This is a genomic window from Buttiauxella sp. AC038, from assembly GCF_979253565.1.
Window position 1 is genome coordinate 3,126,948 of sequence record NZ_CEEDCQ010000001.1, and the last position, 13,423, is coordinate 3,140,370.

Annotated in this window: 18 protein-coding genes and 1 pseudogene; 12 read left to right on the forward strand and 7 right to left on the reverse strand. The window is 48.8% G+C overall.

The features are described from left to right. Nucleotides 1–10 precede the first annotated feature (10 nt). The 7 genes from AC0IXI_RS14915 to AC0IXI_RS14945 all read right to left on the reverse strand — a co-directional run bounded on the left by AC0IXI_RS14915 (nucleotide 11) and on the right by AC0IXI_RS14945 (nucleotide 5,576). Nucleotides 11–1,060, reverse strand: coding sequence for a DUF968 domain-containing protein (locus AC0IXI_RS14915; protein WP_471682702.1), 1,050 nt, complete (start codon nucleotides 1,058–1,060; stop codon nucleotides 11–13). Then, complete coding sequence (locus AC0IXI_RS14920) at nucleotides 1,057–2,391, reverse strand: phage N-6-adenine-methyltransferase (RefSeq protein WP_471682703.1); 1,335 nt, start codon at nucleotides 2,389–2,391, stop codon at nucleotides 1,057–1,059. Before AC0IXI_RS14920 ends, AC0IXI_RS14915 begins: the two co-directional genes overlap by 4 nt. Further along, on the reverse strand, nucleotides 2,388–2,876 hold the full coding sequence (locus AC0IXI_RS14925; protein WP_471682704.1) for a hypothetical protein: 489 nt from the start codon (nucleotides 2,874–2,876) through the stop codon (nucleotides 2,388–2,390). The genes AC0IXI_RS14920 and AC0IXI_RS14925 overlap by 4 nt, the downstream gene beginning before the upstream one ends. Further along, a complete protein-coding gene (locus tag AC0IXI_RS14930) occupies nucleotides 2,873–3,892 on the reverse strand; it encodes a conserved phage C-terminal domain-containing protein (protein WP_151994668.1) in 1,020 nt (339 codons plus the stop codon). Before AC0IXI_RS14930 ends, AC0IXI_RS14925 begins: the two co-directional genes overlap by 4 nt. Nucleotides 3,893–3,894: 2 nt before the next feature. After that, nucleotides 3,895–4,590, reverse strand: a complete 696-nt coding sequence (locus AC0IXI_RS14935) for a phage antirepressor KilAC domain-containing protein (RefSeq protein WP_471682705.1) — start codon at nucleotides 4,588–4,590, stop codon at nucleotides 3,895–3,897. 181 nt (nucleotides 4,591–4,771) lie between these two features. Continuing rightward, nucleotides 4,772–5,350 carry a YmfL family putative regulatory protein gene (locus tag AC0IXI_RS14940; protein ID WP_134183345.1) on the reverse strand — a complete coding sequence of 193 codons (579 nt, stop codon included), beginning with the start codon at nucleotides 5,348–5,350 and terminating at the stop codon, nucleotides 4,772–4,774. Between the two features lie 28 nt (nucleotides 5,351–5,378). Beyond that, nucleotides 5,379–5,576 (reverse strand): Cro/CI family transcriptional regulator, encoded by a 198-nt coding sequence (locus AC0IXI_RS14945; RefSeq protein ID WP_064511907.1) that lies wholly within the window; start codon nucleotides 5,574–5,576, stop codon nucleotides 5,379–5,381. Nucleotides 5,577–5,667: 91 nt separating this feature from the next. Here AC0IXI_RS14945 and AC0IXI_RS14950 point away from each other — a divergent pair, with 91 nt between their 5' ends. From AC0IXI_RS14950 to AC0IXI_RS15005, 12 genes and pseudogenes are all read left to right on the forward strand, one after another. Then, nucleotides 5,668–6,327 carry a LexA family protein gene (locus AC0IXI_RS14950; RefSeq protein ID WP_193216257.1) on the forward strand — a complete coding sequence of 220 codons (660 nt, stop codon included), beginning with the start codon at nucleotides 5,668–5,670 and terminating at the stop codon, nucleotides 6,325–6,327. A 215-nt stretch (nucleotides 6,328–6,542) separates the two neighbouring features. Continuing rightward, nucleotides 6,543–6,839 carry a hypothetical protein gene (locus AC0IXI_RS14955; protein WP_471682706.1) on the forward strand — a complete coding sequence of 99 codons (297 nt, stop codon included), beginning with the start codon at nucleotides 6,543–6,545 and terminating at the stop codon, nucleotides 6,837–6,839. 471 nt (nucleotides 6,840–7,310) lie between these two features. Further along, a complete protein-coding gene (locus AC0IXI_RS14960; RefSeq protein ID WP_471682707.1) occupies nucleotides 7,311–7,682 on the forward strand; it encodes a hypothetical protein in 372 nt (123 codons plus the stop codon). Between the two features lie 59 nt (nucleotides 7,683–7,741). Then, on the forward strand, nucleotides 7,742–8,569 hold the full coding sequence (locus AC0IXI_RS14965) for a YfdQ family protein (protein WP_471682708.1): 828 nt from the start codon (nucleotides 7,742–7,744) through the stop codon (nucleotides 8,567–8,569). 136 nt (nucleotides 8,570–8,705) lie between these two features. Continuing rightward, nucleotides 8,706–9,248 carry an HD family hydrolase gene (locus AC0IXI_RS14970; RefSeq protein ID WP_471682709.1) on the forward strand — a complete coding sequence of 181 codons (543 nt, stop codon included), beginning with the start codon at nucleotides 8,706–8,708 and terminating at the stop codon, nucleotides 9,246–9,248. Next, nucleotides 9,233–9,490: a hypothetical protein gene (locus AC0IXI_RS14975; RefSeq protein ID WP_471682710.1), complete on the forward strand. Its 258-nt coding sequence runs from the start codon at nucleotides 9,233–9,235 to the stop codon at nucleotides 9,488–9,490. The genes AC0IXI_RS14970 and AC0IXI_RS14975 overlap by 16 nt, the downstream gene beginning before the upstream one ends. Next, nucleotides 9,480–10,325, forward strand: a complete 846-nt coding sequence (locus AC0IXI_RS14980; RefSeq protein WP_471682711.1) for a DNA adenine methylase — start codon at nucleotides 9,480–9,482, stop codon at nucleotides 10,323–10,325. Before AC0IXI_RS14975 ends, AC0IXI_RS14980 begins: the two co-directional genes overlap by 11 nt. Before the next feature lie 256 nt (nucleotides 10,326–10,581). Then, nucleotides 10,582–11,004: pseudogene (locus AC0IXI_RS14985) on the forward strand (hypothetical protein); the annotation flags it as partial. A 1-nt stretch (nucleotide 11,005) separates the two neighbouring features. Further along, nucleotides 11,006–11,260 (forward strand): hypothetical protein, encoded by a 255-nt coding sequence (locus AC0IXI_RS14990; RefSeq protein ID WP_471682712.1) that lies wholly within the window; start codon nucleotides 11,006–11,008, stop codon nucleotides 11,258–11,260. Next, nucleotides 11,257–11,802 (forward strand): hypothetical protein, encoded by a 546-nt coding sequence (locus AC0IXI_RS14995; RefSeq protein ID WP_471682713.1) that lies wholly within the window; start codon nucleotides 11,257–11,259, stop codon nucleotides 11,800–11,802. The genes AC0IXI_RS14990 and AC0IXI_RS14995 overlap by 4 nt, the downstream gene beginning before the upstream one ends. A gap of 199 nt (nucleotides 11,803–12,001) precedes the next feature. Next, complete coding sequence (locus AC0IXI_RS15000; RefSeq protein WP_471682714.1) at nucleotides 12,002–12,259, forward strand: excisionase; 258 nt, start codon at nucleotides 12,002–12,004, stop codon at nucleotides 12,257–12,259. Continuing rightward, nucleotides 12,240–13,379, forward strand: coding sequence for a phage integrase Arm DNA-binding domain-containing protein (locus AC0IXI_RS15005; protein WP_471682715.1), 1,140 nt, complete (start codon nucleotides 12,240–12,242; stop codon nucleotides 13,377–13,379). The genes AC0IXI_RS15000 and AC0IXI_RS15005 overlap by 20 nt, the downstream gene beginning before the upstream one ends. Nucleotides 13,380–13,423: the final 44 nt, after the last annotated feature.

Sequence of the window (13,423 nt, forward strand, 5' to 3'; positions counted from 1 at the left end):
CTCCATACACTTACGCTTTAACTATTACGCCAATTGCCATCACGCGATCCAGAAAACGAAACACCAGCTCAAGCTGGGTTCCATACTTCAGTTCGAATGCTGCTAAGTCGGCGTGCAATTCGTCGTGACACTCTCTGCACAGAGGGATCACGAAGAGGTCATGGGCTTTTGTGGCTGTACCACCCATACCATGCCCAATGATATGGTGAGGATCGTCAGCTGGTCGGCGGCAGCATTCGCAGGGTTGAGTTTTCACCCAGCGGGTATAAACCGGATTTATCCAGCGCCGCCGCTTCGGTCGCAGCATGAATGATTCAGGGCTTTCCGGATCAGCGATAAGTTTCAGGACGGGTTTAACCGGCTCTTCGAGCGTATCTGCGTGAGCTCTAACTACTGCACTGACCGCTTTCACTTTCTCTTTAACAATGCTGGTGGCCGGAAGTGAGGGCACAATGTCACTCTCTTTGTACACCGACAGAATCGGTTCTTCCGGCTTTCGCAATGCTTTACGAGCCATCCCTTCAGGAAGGCAATCAACCAGGTCATAACGTATCGCCCACCAGCAGAGTTCTGGCAGCGTAAGTTGATGAGTGCCATCAAAACCAAGGTTGCGCAGTGCTGAAGCAATGACGAATTCCACCACGTTCCGGTGCGCCAGATCCGCAAGTAGCTCTGTCGCCTGCTCTCGCAACTTGTTATCGCAATGCCAGCAAACGCGAATTGAACCCGGTGGATAAGACATGATGACCATTTCGGGGTGGTGGTAATCACCGTGCGGATACTGACAACCATTCTCCCTGAGGAGGGATGCGTTTAGGGTCGAAAGGCCACCAGCAACCTGAATCACTCGCGCATTGGTGAAAAAAGGTAGCAGCGCTTTATCACCAGATAGCGGTTGTAATGCTGCCGGTACAATACCGGACGGCAGATGCTTTAAATGCTCGGGAACACCTTCAATCAGCACGCGACCCTGATGGAATAGAGCCATCACATCTGAGCCTGGACGGAATAGCGCCAGGCCGAGACGCGGGGCAATTTCAGGGGTAAGAATCACCCTCATGCCACCTCCGGCTGCATACTTAAGATCAGGCCACCAGCAGACTCAATAATTTCGCCAGCATCCTTTCGCTCAAGCCACAGCTGATTTATGTGCGCTTTGACGATGTCATGTTGTGGGGCTGAAAGATTTTCAGTATCAACCAGTTGATTGAATATCAATCCTACTTCCAGTGGCCAGATGCGCGATTCATGTAACGGTTCTTTCTTTGGTTCGATTTTCTCGCGGAAGTGAGCCCGGATATTGCGGATATTTGACCATTTATCTTTTTCCAAACTTTCCATGATCGATATAAAGTCAGCATGAGACATCCCGTGCTCTCTCGATGATTCAAGAGCTACTGTGCGGATTCGCTCTGACATATCAGCACGGGTTTCTTCATCATTGAATGTCAAAGATTCCAGCCAGGCATTTACGCCATCGAGGATGTTTTCACAAATGAGCTGTTTCGCCCTGTCGATCGTTATTGGTGACACCCTCGCGAATTCAGGTGCATCGATTGAATCCGCAGCCCAGGTATGTGCAAATTTAGACTCACTGAAGGTATATTCTTCTTTATTGCCGAACGCAGCCACAATGCATGCCCATGTTTCGATACCACTGGTTTCAAGAATGCCCCGTTGGGTCAGGGGTAATTCCGTTTCTACCTGATCGATTACCTGAGCTGGTTCGGAAACAGGAAGAACAGTGGTTAGTGCATCTGGCTTACCTACAGCAAAATGAGCCAGTGCCATGAATGCCCGCCCCTTTGCCTCAAGTTCCGTACGTTGGATATAGCTGAAACGCTCACCGCGCCATGACTTGTCAAAGATGGCAATCACCGCACCAAAACCAGCAGATGATTCGGTTGGTTGCCCTACATCTGGTCGGTACCAATAAGGAAGGTCGAAGCTAATACGCCCGCGAATAAATGCCACATGGTCCGCATCTTCCGGCCACCATGCCTCGCCCGTAGCCGCTTTGATCAGGAACACATAACGCCCGCCCTTTTCTCTCATCGCCATGGCATGGTTGATGATGTGAGTCATTCCAGTAACGGCCTGTTTTTCGTGATACTGCGAGCGGCTATATGGCGGGTTTGCATATGCACCACCGCCAAGCTCGGCTAGGCGTTCGGCCCAGTCCTGCGTCAGGGCATTGTCTTCTGCTGTATACCAGGTGGGGCATTTCGCGTTGCTATCGTCTGCAAACAAATCCAGAACCAACGGGCCAAACATGGCATTGATACCCCAGAAAAGGTGATCTGGTGTACGCCACTGATCGCCCACTTCTTTAAGCTCATGAGCCGCCTTTGAACGAAGGGCCTCAAGGTTTTTGCAATAATTACTCGTCATATCAACCCCACTCCCACAAAGTGACCTGCCACAGTTGAGCTATCGCCAGAAGGTTTGCTTCCACAGCGGCTCCGGCAGCTAACAATTTTCTCGCGTAACGTTGTTTCCGATGTCACGTCGAGTAATTCCAGAAATGCCTGATTTGCGCGGCGCAATAATCCTTTGACCAGCAGCTCTTCTGCTTTGCTAAATCGGCGTTCCCACTCTTCAGGGCTGATGATTTGCTGTTTCGGTACCGCAGTTGGAACATGGACAGGTGCAGAGATGGCAACTACAGGAACAGGTTCACCTGCAGCGATGGTGTAGGAGAATCGGTTATTACTGCCCGTCCTGCGGTTTATTTTTCCCTGCATAGTCAGGCGGGTAAGCGCAGAAGACACCGAGGAACGATCAACGTCAGGCATGCTTTTAACAACCGCAGAGATCTGGGTGCCTGGGTTTTCACTGATGAAATTAAGGATCAGGTTTTGAATTTGCACTCTCATGCTGCTTCCCCCTGGTTTCCGCGCTGTGCCTGTTCTTTCCAGATAGCGTTCCAGCGGCTCATGGCGAACTCAGGGCGTTGATTGCGAAGATTCACCGCACCTGCAGCCTTGCAAACTCTCAAAGCGAGTTCACTTGGTTCGTTTGGCAGCAGTAATCCGCGCATATATCGCCCATATTCTTCATCACGTTCTCTGGTATCGCCAACCGGAGTTTCACCAGCTTTGACCCATTTCCCATTCACATTTTCAGGGCGCCCAGCGGCATGCCACTTGGTTGCAGACTGAAGGTAGCCAGGGAATTTGGAGATCTGGAACAGCGTTACAGGGCGCAAGTATTCAGCCATCTTGATATCGTGCCCCCACTTCGCCTGGCTGTAGTCGACAACCAGATTCAGGTCTTCGAGGGAAAATTCTTCCCCCAGTCGGGCACGGATATTTTCCATCGAGGATTTGCTGACCTGGTAACGGGAGCCTGTCACGAGATTCAGGTGAGAAAGAACTTGTTTAGCTTGATCAGTAATTTCTACTTCACGGTCGGTCTGCGCAGCAGGCTGACGAGAGTCTTTTACTTCTGATGGATCTTGTTTTGATTTTACTGACGGATCCCCGCCAGATTCTGCCGGGTCAAAACCACTTTCCTCGTTCAATTTTGACCCATCAAATTTTGATGCGACAGATTTTGACCCGTCAGTTTTTGATGTATCAGATTCTGACAGGTGAGCAAATGCCGCCGCTTGCAATTTCGCCACGTTAAGACGGTATACATTGGATGCATTGCGATTGCCCTTTCGACGAGCTGTGCGGGATAACCAGCCTTCAGCTTCAAGCTTTGCGACAGCAGTTCTTACTGTACTTGCACCGGCGCCAATCTGACGCGCAATGGTTTCAATGGAAGGCCAGCAAACACCCTCATCGTTACTGAAATCAGCCAGGCGAGCCATAATTGCTACGCTGGATAACTTCATGCCAGACGACGCACAACCATCCCAGACATAGGAAGATAATTTAACACTCACTATCAACCCCCCATCAGTTCAGAGGCGTAGCGTTCTGCTATCCACTGAACCCCTTTTGGCGTAACTCGAGTCTGCGTGAATGCGTGACCAAAATCGGAAGTACCAGTTTTCACCGTAAACAGACCATCGCGTTGACGCAGGGCATGGGGTAGCAGGTTGCCAGACTGACGGAACAGCACTTTGTCACGGACCAGAGTGTCAATCATCGCCTTCTCTGGCATGTTTAGGATTTTCGCTGTTTCACGCAGGCTTTTGTTGCCACCGGCTTCGACGTATTGGTTTACGAACGCGACCTTTGGGGCATCCTGCTGAACCTTGTTAGCCAGTTGGGCATTCTGTTCAGCCATATCGGCAGCCAGGCGAAGTGCTTCAGGTAATGATTGCGGGACTGCTGTTTTGTTTTCTAACTCCTGCCATCTATCCACAAGACGAGCGGTAAATTGTGGAGATAATTGTGCAACGACTACGTAGCTGTCGCGTTTGCCAATCAGATACTCTTTGTAGGTTCGCCCGTTCTGAAGGTGGGTATACGGCGTTGGCGTATACCCCTGAATGGCCCCAGCTGCCGCTAATCTCTCAATGGTTCGGCAAACATCAGCATGACGCGATTCAACCAGGTCGGAGATTTCTCGACTGCTCATAGTTACCAGGCCGGAAGAAAATACAGACACCGCTGTAGACGCCGCAGCGTTACTCATTTGCTGAACCATTGCGCAGCCCTCCGGTTGAATACCCCCACAATCATGTAAGCGCTACTGTGGTTACATGAAACCCACTGGCCACGTACCATGCATACATACCGAAACGACGGAGCGCCCGGTACCGGATGCATCCTTAGTTGCGGTAAATGACAATTTTCGGTTAAATTGCTCATGCGGATTATTTCTCCATACACAACGTAGAGTTTTTCGCCAAGGCGCCCGGAGCTGCATACTCGCGGGCGTCACTCTTTTCTGAGGTGCAAAACACTCGATAAACTAGCGTTGAATGCTCCTGAAGCTTCGCAATCGCTAGATAAAGTTCGTCGTTTATCGCTACTCTTTCCCTCTGATCGATAACTCCATCTTCAATTGCCTCTCTCACCTCCTGTGAATAACGAGAAATTTGTTCAATGGCCTCCAGCAATCTCTGATTGATATCCCCGTTTTCAACTTCTTCTGTATCAGGGAGGGAGACAAAAACACCATTAGCGTCACGAGCAAGTGCATTGGAAATATGATGAGTACCACCAGCACGCTGTAAAACCATCGCCCAACCAAGCGGAAATATCTGATCGCTATCAGTGCGTAAACGGTTATGCAGCGCATCTACAGATGGGGTTACATCGTCTGACTTATAGATCCCCAGAATTTCAGCTGCCTCTTCGTAGCCGCCAGGGAGATCAGCAATAGTTCTCCTGATTGCAGCCACCAGCCAAAGCGGCTGTTTCTCAAATTTCCATTTAGGTTCATTACCCACTGTTCACTCCTTATTTCTGTGGTTACGGTCAAGCAGCTGATTCGTTAGTCTTCAGGTAAAGAGAAGCGTCGTACTTCAACTTTCCTTTGGTAATCCGTTCAATAACGAAGGCTTGCTTTTCTGGTATCACCTCACCCCATCGACAGACTGCAGGGTGGGAAATATTCAAAGCATTCGCGGTCTTGGAAATACCACCGAAGTGCTTTACAACGACTTTCTTTAGCATTTGATTCTCCTTAGTTCGACCTCCCAAAGGTAACAAAAGGTACATTAAATAGCAAACAACAGTTACACCAAAAGGATGTAACATTAGTTACATGAAAACAGAAATGAAAGACCGAATTAGATCCCGGCGCGTCCAGCTGGAAATAACTCAACTAGCACTGGCAAAGAAGCTAGGTGTTAGCCGTGTTTCTGTGACTAAGTGGGAAGCAGGAACAACCAAACCAGACGGTGAGAATCTCCATCAACTAGCCATAGCGTTATCCACTACGCCAGAGTGGCTCCTCTATGGAGAGGGAGATCAGGGACAAGATGACATTCGAGTCACACCCTATTTCAAAGCACCTGTTTCTGTTCCTATTATTTCTGCTGTCCAGGCGGGCCACTGGACAGAAAGCTATGCTTGCTCAAGGTTAACTGATGTGATTTCGTGGACTCAAACGACGGCTGATGTAAGTGATGAGGTATTTGGGCTGGTTGTTCGTGGAGAGTCGATGACGAATCCCAATGGCTTACCGTCCATACCAGAAGGTTCAATAGTTATTGTTGAACCAAACTATGGGCAGCTAGATAATTTATACGGAAAGATAGTGGTTGCAGTACTAGATGGCTCATCAGAAGCAACTGTGAAAAAATTAGTATGGGATGGCCCTTATTCTTATTTAATGCCCCTAAACCCTGCCTTCAAGCCAATTCCAATTGATGGCAACTGCCGGATAATAGGGAAAGTTGTTCAAATAACACAAAATATCTAACCCCCTGTAACTCCTAGCCAAAAGAAAGCCAGCAAACAATTGTTGGCTTTTTTTATGCCCATTAAGGTAACAATAGGTACACTTCACCCTTGACCACCAAGGTAACTAAAGGTACATTCATCTCAACGGCAGTGAACAGGCAGGACGCCCACTAAGTAGCCGCCTCTGGCGTATGAAGATGGGGATGATTCGCAATAGTTAGCTGTGAGGTTGAGATGGAACGATTCGAACTGGAGCCGGGATTTAATTACGTGCGGGTTGAAACTAAATGCCCGCACTGTGGAATGCCAGTTTCACAGGATCTTAATGCCTCGGTAAATCAGGTACGCACCGATGAAATAAAGGGCAACTCCGGGAAAGCTGAAACTCCGCTTGAATCCCGTACCGTGCCAAACCTTTCCATAGGCTGGTACCAGATGATTAAAGCGCGTGTGACTTTTCCATTCACCGCAAAAGAAAAAGACTCCACCGAGCGAAATAAGCAAAGTCGCATTCGTTGGAAGTTTTGGTAATAAACCTGCTGCTGTAGAAAGAAAAACAATGGTGCAAATTACGATAGCCACTTTGTACCACACGTCCAGTTTTAGGCTGGATAAAGGGTTATTCATCAGAGTAGTTCCATCACTCGCTGTTGGGGTGACAAAAGATTAACCGAATCCTTGTTGTTGGGGAATAACCAGGATGCACCGAGCCTGATGTGGATAAAAGACAGGCACATAACATGCAAGAGCGTTGGCGCTACCTGCCTCGACGGAGAACGGTAGATAAACGAGACGATAAGCTGGCTGCCAGCGCTCTTGCAGTTGTGGTGAATGCGGCTCAGCGCTCGCGATGAAAGGCAAAACATCAAGTCATTATCGGTATAGGTCATCGCTGGATGGTTTGCCGCCAGACAGCACCGGGAGGCACCCGGCACCACAACTTAATCGTGTGTATGGGGATTTCTAACTGGCAGTTGCAGCTGCCATTACGAGGGTAAAACGATGAGCAATGACCGCATGACTGTAGTGCCCGACTTCCTGGGCGAACTGGATGCAGGCGTATTCATGAATAAGATCGCCGCCTCACTCAATACCACTGCACTCGGCACGCTGAATAACGGCGGAAAAGGCAGAGTGGTTCTGACTTTTGATATTGAACGCATGGGTAATTCTGTCGAAGAGAAGCGCGTCAAGATCAAGCACAAATTGCAGTACACCACCCCTACTCCACGCGGCAAGGCGACGGAAGAAGACACCACCGAAACCCCTATGTGGGTTAACCGTGGCGGCAAGCTCACCATCTTGCAGGAAGACCAGGGGCAACTCTTCGGGATCAACGGCGCTACTGACGGAAAGCTTAAAGCGGCTCAGTGAACCGCGACTGACTAATTCACTGCAATTACTTTTACCAATTTATTTATAAGGAATTTTGTATGTCTCAATTAGACGGCAGCGCCATCCAGCAAGTTAAAGACCTGGTCCTTTCTGGTTATCATCTTAATGATATTCAGGATGCTGCATGCCCAACAGCCATTCTTCCTGAAGGTACAAAGATTCAAAGTCTGGAGCATTTACGCCTGGAGCGTTTCCGCTTCCGTGGCGCCATGGATACGACCAGCATCGATGACTTTGTTCGTTACTCTGTTGGTTATGCCAGTGATGAAGAACCGGCACGCTGCTTTATTGATGCGGAAAACATGAGCGCCCGCTCTGTCTTCAATATCGGCACTCTCGATAATCCTGGTCACGCCGATAACGTTTCAACCATCAAGCTGAAAAAAACAGCCCCATTCCGCGCACTACTGACTATCGATGGCGACCGCCTGAGCCAGAAGCAAATCGCTGAGTGGCTGGAAGACTGGAGTGACTACCTGACTGCGTTCGATGCTGACGGTAAGACAATGTCGATCGCCCAGGCCGCGCAAGCTGTTCGCCGCATTACTATCCAGCAGGCAACTCAGGCTGACCATGAAGACGGTGATTTCAGCGGTAAAAAATCCCTGATGCAAAGCATCGAAGCCAGCAGCAAAGACGTTATGCCAGTGGCCTTTGAGTTCAAATGTGTTCCGTACGAAGGCCTGGGTGAACGTGCCTTCAGCATGCGTAACAGCCTCCTGAAAAGCAGCGAGCCATGTTTCGTGCTGCGTATCGTCCAACTGGAAGCCCAGGAAGAAGCTATCGCTAACGAATTCCGTGACCTGCTGATTGGCAAGTTCAACGAGAAACCAGTCGATACATTTATCGGTAACTTCAAAGCGTAATTGCTCTGCCTTAATTGCCCTGCACCATGGGGCAATTAGTGAAGCGTAATTCCTTTTTTAATCGCCACCCGGCGAGGGATTCGTGCAACCAAAATCAACCGCAGATGCAGCTGCGAATATATGGAGAAATATACCGATGAGTTTTATACAGACGTTATCCGGCAAGCATTTTCATTATACCAATGCCACAGTTGACGATATCGAGATTGAAGATATCGCCACCGCGTTATCGCATATTTGCCGCTTCACTGGCCATTTACCTGAGTTCTATTCCGTGGCTCAACACTCCGTATTGTGCAGCCAGTTGGTACCGCCTGAATTCGCATTTGAAGCGTTGATGCATGATGCGGCTGAGGCATATTGCCAGGACATTCCCGCACCACTTAAAGCCCTGCTGCCAGACTACCAACGGATCGAAACTTTCGTAGGCGGCCTTATTCGCTTTAAGTACGAATTGCCGCTAATGCAATCTGCTGTTGTGAAATATGCCGACCTGACAATGCTGGCTACCGAACGCCGGGATCTGGACATTGATGACGGTACCGAATGGCCTGTACTTGAGGGTATCCCTACCAGCGACATGATCCAGATTGTGCCGCTGCGTCCTGGACAGGCTTTTGGGTTGTTCATGACCCGCTTCAACGAACTGATGGAGCTTCGCACATGCACCAGCATCTGAAAGTAAAAGACCTGGTCGCCGCCGCTTATGCTGCGGTACCAATTCTGCCACCAGCAGAAGCCAAGTTAATGCGCGAAGTCGCCACTAGGCTAAGTGTGACTTTTACTGCCCTAACTGAATCTTTAGAACTGCGTAAAGCTCTCACGAAAGAGCGCGATGCGTTGAACCTGCAGGTAGTTAACCTTGCTGTTGATAATGCGGCATTTAAAAGCGAAGCAAGGGAAGCCGGTAATGGGCAATAACATCGAAGCGCTGGAGCAGCCAATCAAGCACCCAGCTATCCGCTACCACGGCGGTAAATTTCGCCTGGCGCCGTGGATTATTGAACGCATGCCTGGACATGTTTGTTATGTAGAGCCCTTTGGTGGTGCGGCTGGCGTACTGCTGCAAAAGCCGCGTAGCTACGCAGAGGTTTACAACGATCTGGACGGCGAAGTAGTTAACTTGTTCCGTGTGCTACGCGATCCGGAAATGAACCAACGCCTACAGGATGTCTGTGCGCTCACGCCATATTCCCGCGATGAGTTTTGCTCTGCCCTGGTGCCAACAGATGATCCGATAGAACGGGCTAGACGTATGGTGGTTCGAGCCAGTATGGGGTTCGGTTCTGCGGCAGGTATTGGCGGTAACTCCGGATTTCGTAGCGACAGTAAACGCAAGTACGCAACTGCCGCCCATCTCTGGGAGCGTTATCCGTCAAATCTGGCAGCAGTATGCCAGCGATTGCAGGGCGTGATTATCGAGAATAAAGACGCCCTGGACATAATGCGTTCTCACGATGCTGAAACCACTTTGCATTACATCGATCCGCCTTATGTGCCGGAAACCCGTGTGCATGGCAACCGATACTACAACCACGAAATGACCATTGAAGGGCATGAGCAACTGCTAGCTGTCTCCGGAGTGTTTGAGGGAATGGTGATGATTAGTGGGTACGAAAGTGAACTGTATAACGACATATTGAGCGGATGGAAGAAAGAAACGAAGGGTTCACGTATTAGTGCTGGCAGAGGTACGAAAGTCCGTACTGAATGCCTATGGATTAATCATGCCGCTCTGGAGGCCAGCAATGGATAAGGGAATGGACATCGAAAAAGCAAAAGCTCAACTGCAAGCGGCAATATCTGCACCAGGTGGTAAATATTGGTCTTATACCCCTGCGGTTTCATCTTTGATTGCAGCGCTGGAGCAGGCGCAGCAGGAGTATAAGGCCATCGAGCAAAAGCTCATTAATGCTGCAGTGTATATCGAGACACTCGAATCAGAACCCCGCAAAACAAATCTGAAGCAGCTCAATGAAATCGCGGGGCTTAAGCGGAAGTGTGTTGAGCTGCCTGATGAATTTGCTCGCATTGGTGAAAACTTGCGTTCCCAGGACAACCGCGTCACTTCCGATCCGATGTTCTGCGTATTCCAGAAACGCGAAATCGTTACTGACGAAGATTACGACCATGATCGCATTGTATGGATTGATGAAGATGGTAACGAAGCCACCGCACATCAGAGAAAGCGCCTTGAACTGCTCCACGAAAATAGCCGTGAAGCACCAGAGAAATGGCGGCGTATAGCTGTGAAGGAAATCACCGATTTCGTTACCTGCTGCTTCACTGAGCAAGGCTGCAAAGACTACCTGGCATGTAACGGCCACAACCTGCGATTGCCGTTTATTTATGTGAAATCGGGCTTCAGGAACGCTGAATACCAAACTATGCGTAATTGGTTGATGAAGGTCGGCACTGTTGAAGGGGGTGAGTGAGATGGGTGAAATTATTAAAAGCCAGTGCTCTTGCGGCGAGCCAATCAGCATTGAAATCGGCGCAGACCCTAAAGCCTTTAGAAAAGATGGAAAAAGACCTTTCTATCCCGATGAGACAAATGCTGAACAGTTGGCTGGTACCGGGGTGAATATAGATGATTACCCAGATCATCTGGTGACTTCATTTAGCTGTAGAAAATGCGGCGGCTGGCTTGCGGATACAGTGCCTGGCGCACAATTTGAGGAAGCACCATGACTACCAATCGCATGGGAATAGAGCAGAGCGCACTGAGTGATGAGCGGCTTGAGTTGTTCATCAGCCAGCCGCTTGATAATGGGCTTACTCGCGGCGAGCAGATGGAGTTAGCGCGTGAGGCATTGGCGCGCCGGAACGCGAGCAAGGAGCTGGCGGCACCATTCGGTTACGTTCACCAATGTGACCACTTCTTCACTAATGACCACGGTAACATCTACAAAACACCGGGCGGTAATTTTACGCGACCACTTTACGCGTCCCCACAACTCCAGACGGTGACAGTGCCGGATGAGCCAACAGACGATGAGCGGCTAATGGAGATAGAGGGTGTCTCTGTAGTTAAATTGCCTACTGAATTCCACAGCGAGCATGGAGTTGTTGTGCAACTTGAGAAGGTCATGGCGGCATTGGCGGTGCACGGAATCAAGTATGAGCGTCGGCATCAAAAGGTAGTTGGGTTGCGCGCTGGAATTGACGCTGTTCGCGCGGAAGGCATTGATATTGATGCCGAGAAAATCAACGCCGAAAAGTGTCACAAATGAACCATAACCACCAGATTACACGCAAATAAGCTCACATGTGAGCCATTACACCTGTAACGGTTTATACATGAGCCATTTAGAATAAATTTCATCATTAAAGACCATATATGACCTATAAATAAGGAAATATATTAATTAACAGTAATTTATAAATTTTACAGTAATGCCCGGGTGCAGCCGGGCTTTATGGAGAAATAGCATGGGCCAATTAGTTTCTTTATCAGACTGGGCATCAGGGCCAAATGGTTTTAAAGAGCCGCCAGGCATGGCTGCGCTTCATCGTATTGCGAAAACCAAGCAGACCTATCCACCAGCAGTAAAACAGGGCCGTCGGTGGGTGGTCGATGAAGAAGCAAAGTTTATCGGCATGGTGGGTCGAGTAGAAATATCAAACCATTTACCCCCTAGCGCCCGCTCACTAGTGGAGAAAGCACTCAATGGCTGCAAGACCCCGTAAACATAATATTTCCACCCCTAACCTTTATTGCAAGTTAGATAAACGAAATAGCAAAACATACTGGCAATATCGCCACCCTTTAACAGGGGTATTTGTTGGATTCGGTACTGATGAAGATGCTGCAAAGTCAGCCGCTCAAGAGATGAACCGAATTATTTCAGAACAAGAGAGTACGCAATCTTATCTCTTGGTTGATATGGCAATAAAAGCTCAGGCGAAACGTGAGCCTGGAATTAGAGTTAAGGATTGGGTTGATCGCTATATACTCATACAGCAAGAGAGAATGGATATTGGTGAAATAAAAAAACCTACTTTTAAAAGTCGACAAAATTGCTCTATTACCCTCGTTAAAAGAATGCCAAATATTCGGCTGCAGGATGTCGATACAAAAATGCTGGCGACTATTATTGATGAATATAAAGCGGCAGGGAAAGTTAGAATGGGACAGCTTTTGCGTGCCGTCTGGATTGATGTGTTTAAAGAAGCCCAACATGCTGGCGAGGTTCCTGCGGGATATAACCCAGCACTTGCGGTGCGCAACCCTAAAGCTAAGGTAGCTAGATCAAGGCTTACATTTGAACAATGGCAGCAAATTTATGACCACGCATCAGAACTAGCACCATTCGCTCAAAATTCAATGCTCCTGGCTTTGGTTACAGGGCAGCGGCGCGGGGATCTTGTTGAAATGAAATTCAGTGACGTTTGGGATGGCTATCTACACATTATTCAGTCAAAGACAGGGGTTCGTCTTGCCCTTCCGTTAACACTACGATGCGAAGCTATAAATTTAACTCTTGGTGAGATTATTTCACGATGCCGGGATCGAGTAGTAAGCAAATACATGATACACAGCCAACGAAATCATGCTGCTAACAAGGCTGGAGAAAAAGTTGATGTGAATAGCCTCAGCCGCGTATTCATGGAAGCAAGAATCAAATCCGGCTTAAAGTTTCCTAAAGGGAGTACTCCTCCTTCATTTCACGAGCAGCGCTCATTATCCTCACGTCTCTATGAAGCCCAAGGGGTAAATGTAAAAACGCTACTGGGACATAAAACGGATGCTATGAGTGAGCAATACAAGGATGAGCGTGGTCTAGGCTGGATTACGCTTGCTGTTTAGCTGCGTAAATTCTGAGGGTGACAGGACCCGCCAACTCAAAAGAA

Bases quoted from the DNA above. Each gene is read 5' to 3' on its own strand.
- AC0IXI_RS14915 (WP_471682702.1), bottom strand. From the start codon at position 1,060: ATGAGGGTGATTCTTACCCCTGAAATTGCCCCGCGTCTCGGCCTGGCG.
- AC0IXI_RS14920 (WP_471682703.1), bottom strand. From the start codon at position 2,391: ATGACGAGTAATTATTGCAAAAACCTTGAGGCCCTTCGTTCAAAGGCG.
- AC0IXI_RS14925 (WP_471682704.1), bottom strand. From the start codon at position 2,876: ATGAGAGTGCAAATTCAAAACCTGATCCTTAATTTCATCAGTGAAAAC.
- AC0IXI_RS14935 (WP_471682705.1), bottom strand. From the start codon at position 4,590: ATGAGTAACGCTGCGGCGTCTACAGCGGTGTCTGTATTTTCTTCCGGC.
- AC0IXI_RS14945 (WP_064511907.1), bottom strand. From the start codon at position 5,576: ATGCTAAAGAAAGTCGTTGTAAAGCACTTCGGTGGTATTTCCAAGACC.
- AC0IXI_RS14950 (WP_193216257.1), top strand. From the start codon at position 5,668: ATGAAAACAGAAATGAAAGACCGAATTAGATCCCGGCGCGTCCAGCTG.
- AC0IXI_RS14955 (WP_471682706.1), top strand. From the start codon at position 6,543: ATGGAACGATTCGAACTGGAGCCGGGATTTAATTACGTGCGGGTTGAA.
- AC0IXI_RS14960 (WP_471682707.1), top strand. From the start codon at position 7,311: ATGAGCAATGACCGCATGACTGTAGTGCCCGACTTCCTGGGCGAACTG.
- AC0IXI_RS14965 (WP_471682708.1), top strand. From the start codon at position 7,742: ATGTCTCAATTAGACGGCAGCGCCATCCAGCAAGTTAAAGACCTGGTC.
- AC0IXI_RS14970 (WP_471682709.1), top strand. From the start codon at position 8,706: ATGAGTTTTATACAGACGTTATCCGGCAAGCATTTTCATTATACCAAT.
- AC0IXI_RS14975 (WP_471682710.1), top strand. From the start codon at position 9,233: ATGCACCAGCATCTGAAAGTAAAAGACCTGGTCGCCGCCGCTTATGCT.
- AC0IXI_RS14980 (WP_471682711.1), top strand. From the start codon at position 9,480: ATGGGCAATAACATCGAAGCGCTGGAGCAGCCAATCAAGCACCCAGCT.
- AC0IXI_RS14990 (WP_471682712.1), top strand. From the start codon at position 11,006: ATGGGTGAAATTATTAAAAGCCAGTGCTCTTGCGGCGAGCCAATCAGC.
- AC0IXI_RS14995 (WP_471682713.1), top strand. From the start codon at position 11,257: ATGACTACCAATCGCATGGGAATAGAGCAGAGCGCACTGAGTGATGAG.
- AC0IXI_RS15000 (WP_471682714.1), top strand. From the start codon at position 12,002: ATGGGCCAATTAGTTTCTTTATCAGACTGGGCATCAGGGCCAAATGGT.
- AC0IXI_RS15005 (WP_471682715.1), top strand. From the start codon at position 12,240: ATGGCTGCAAGACCCCGTAAACATAATATTTCCACCCCTAACCTTTAT.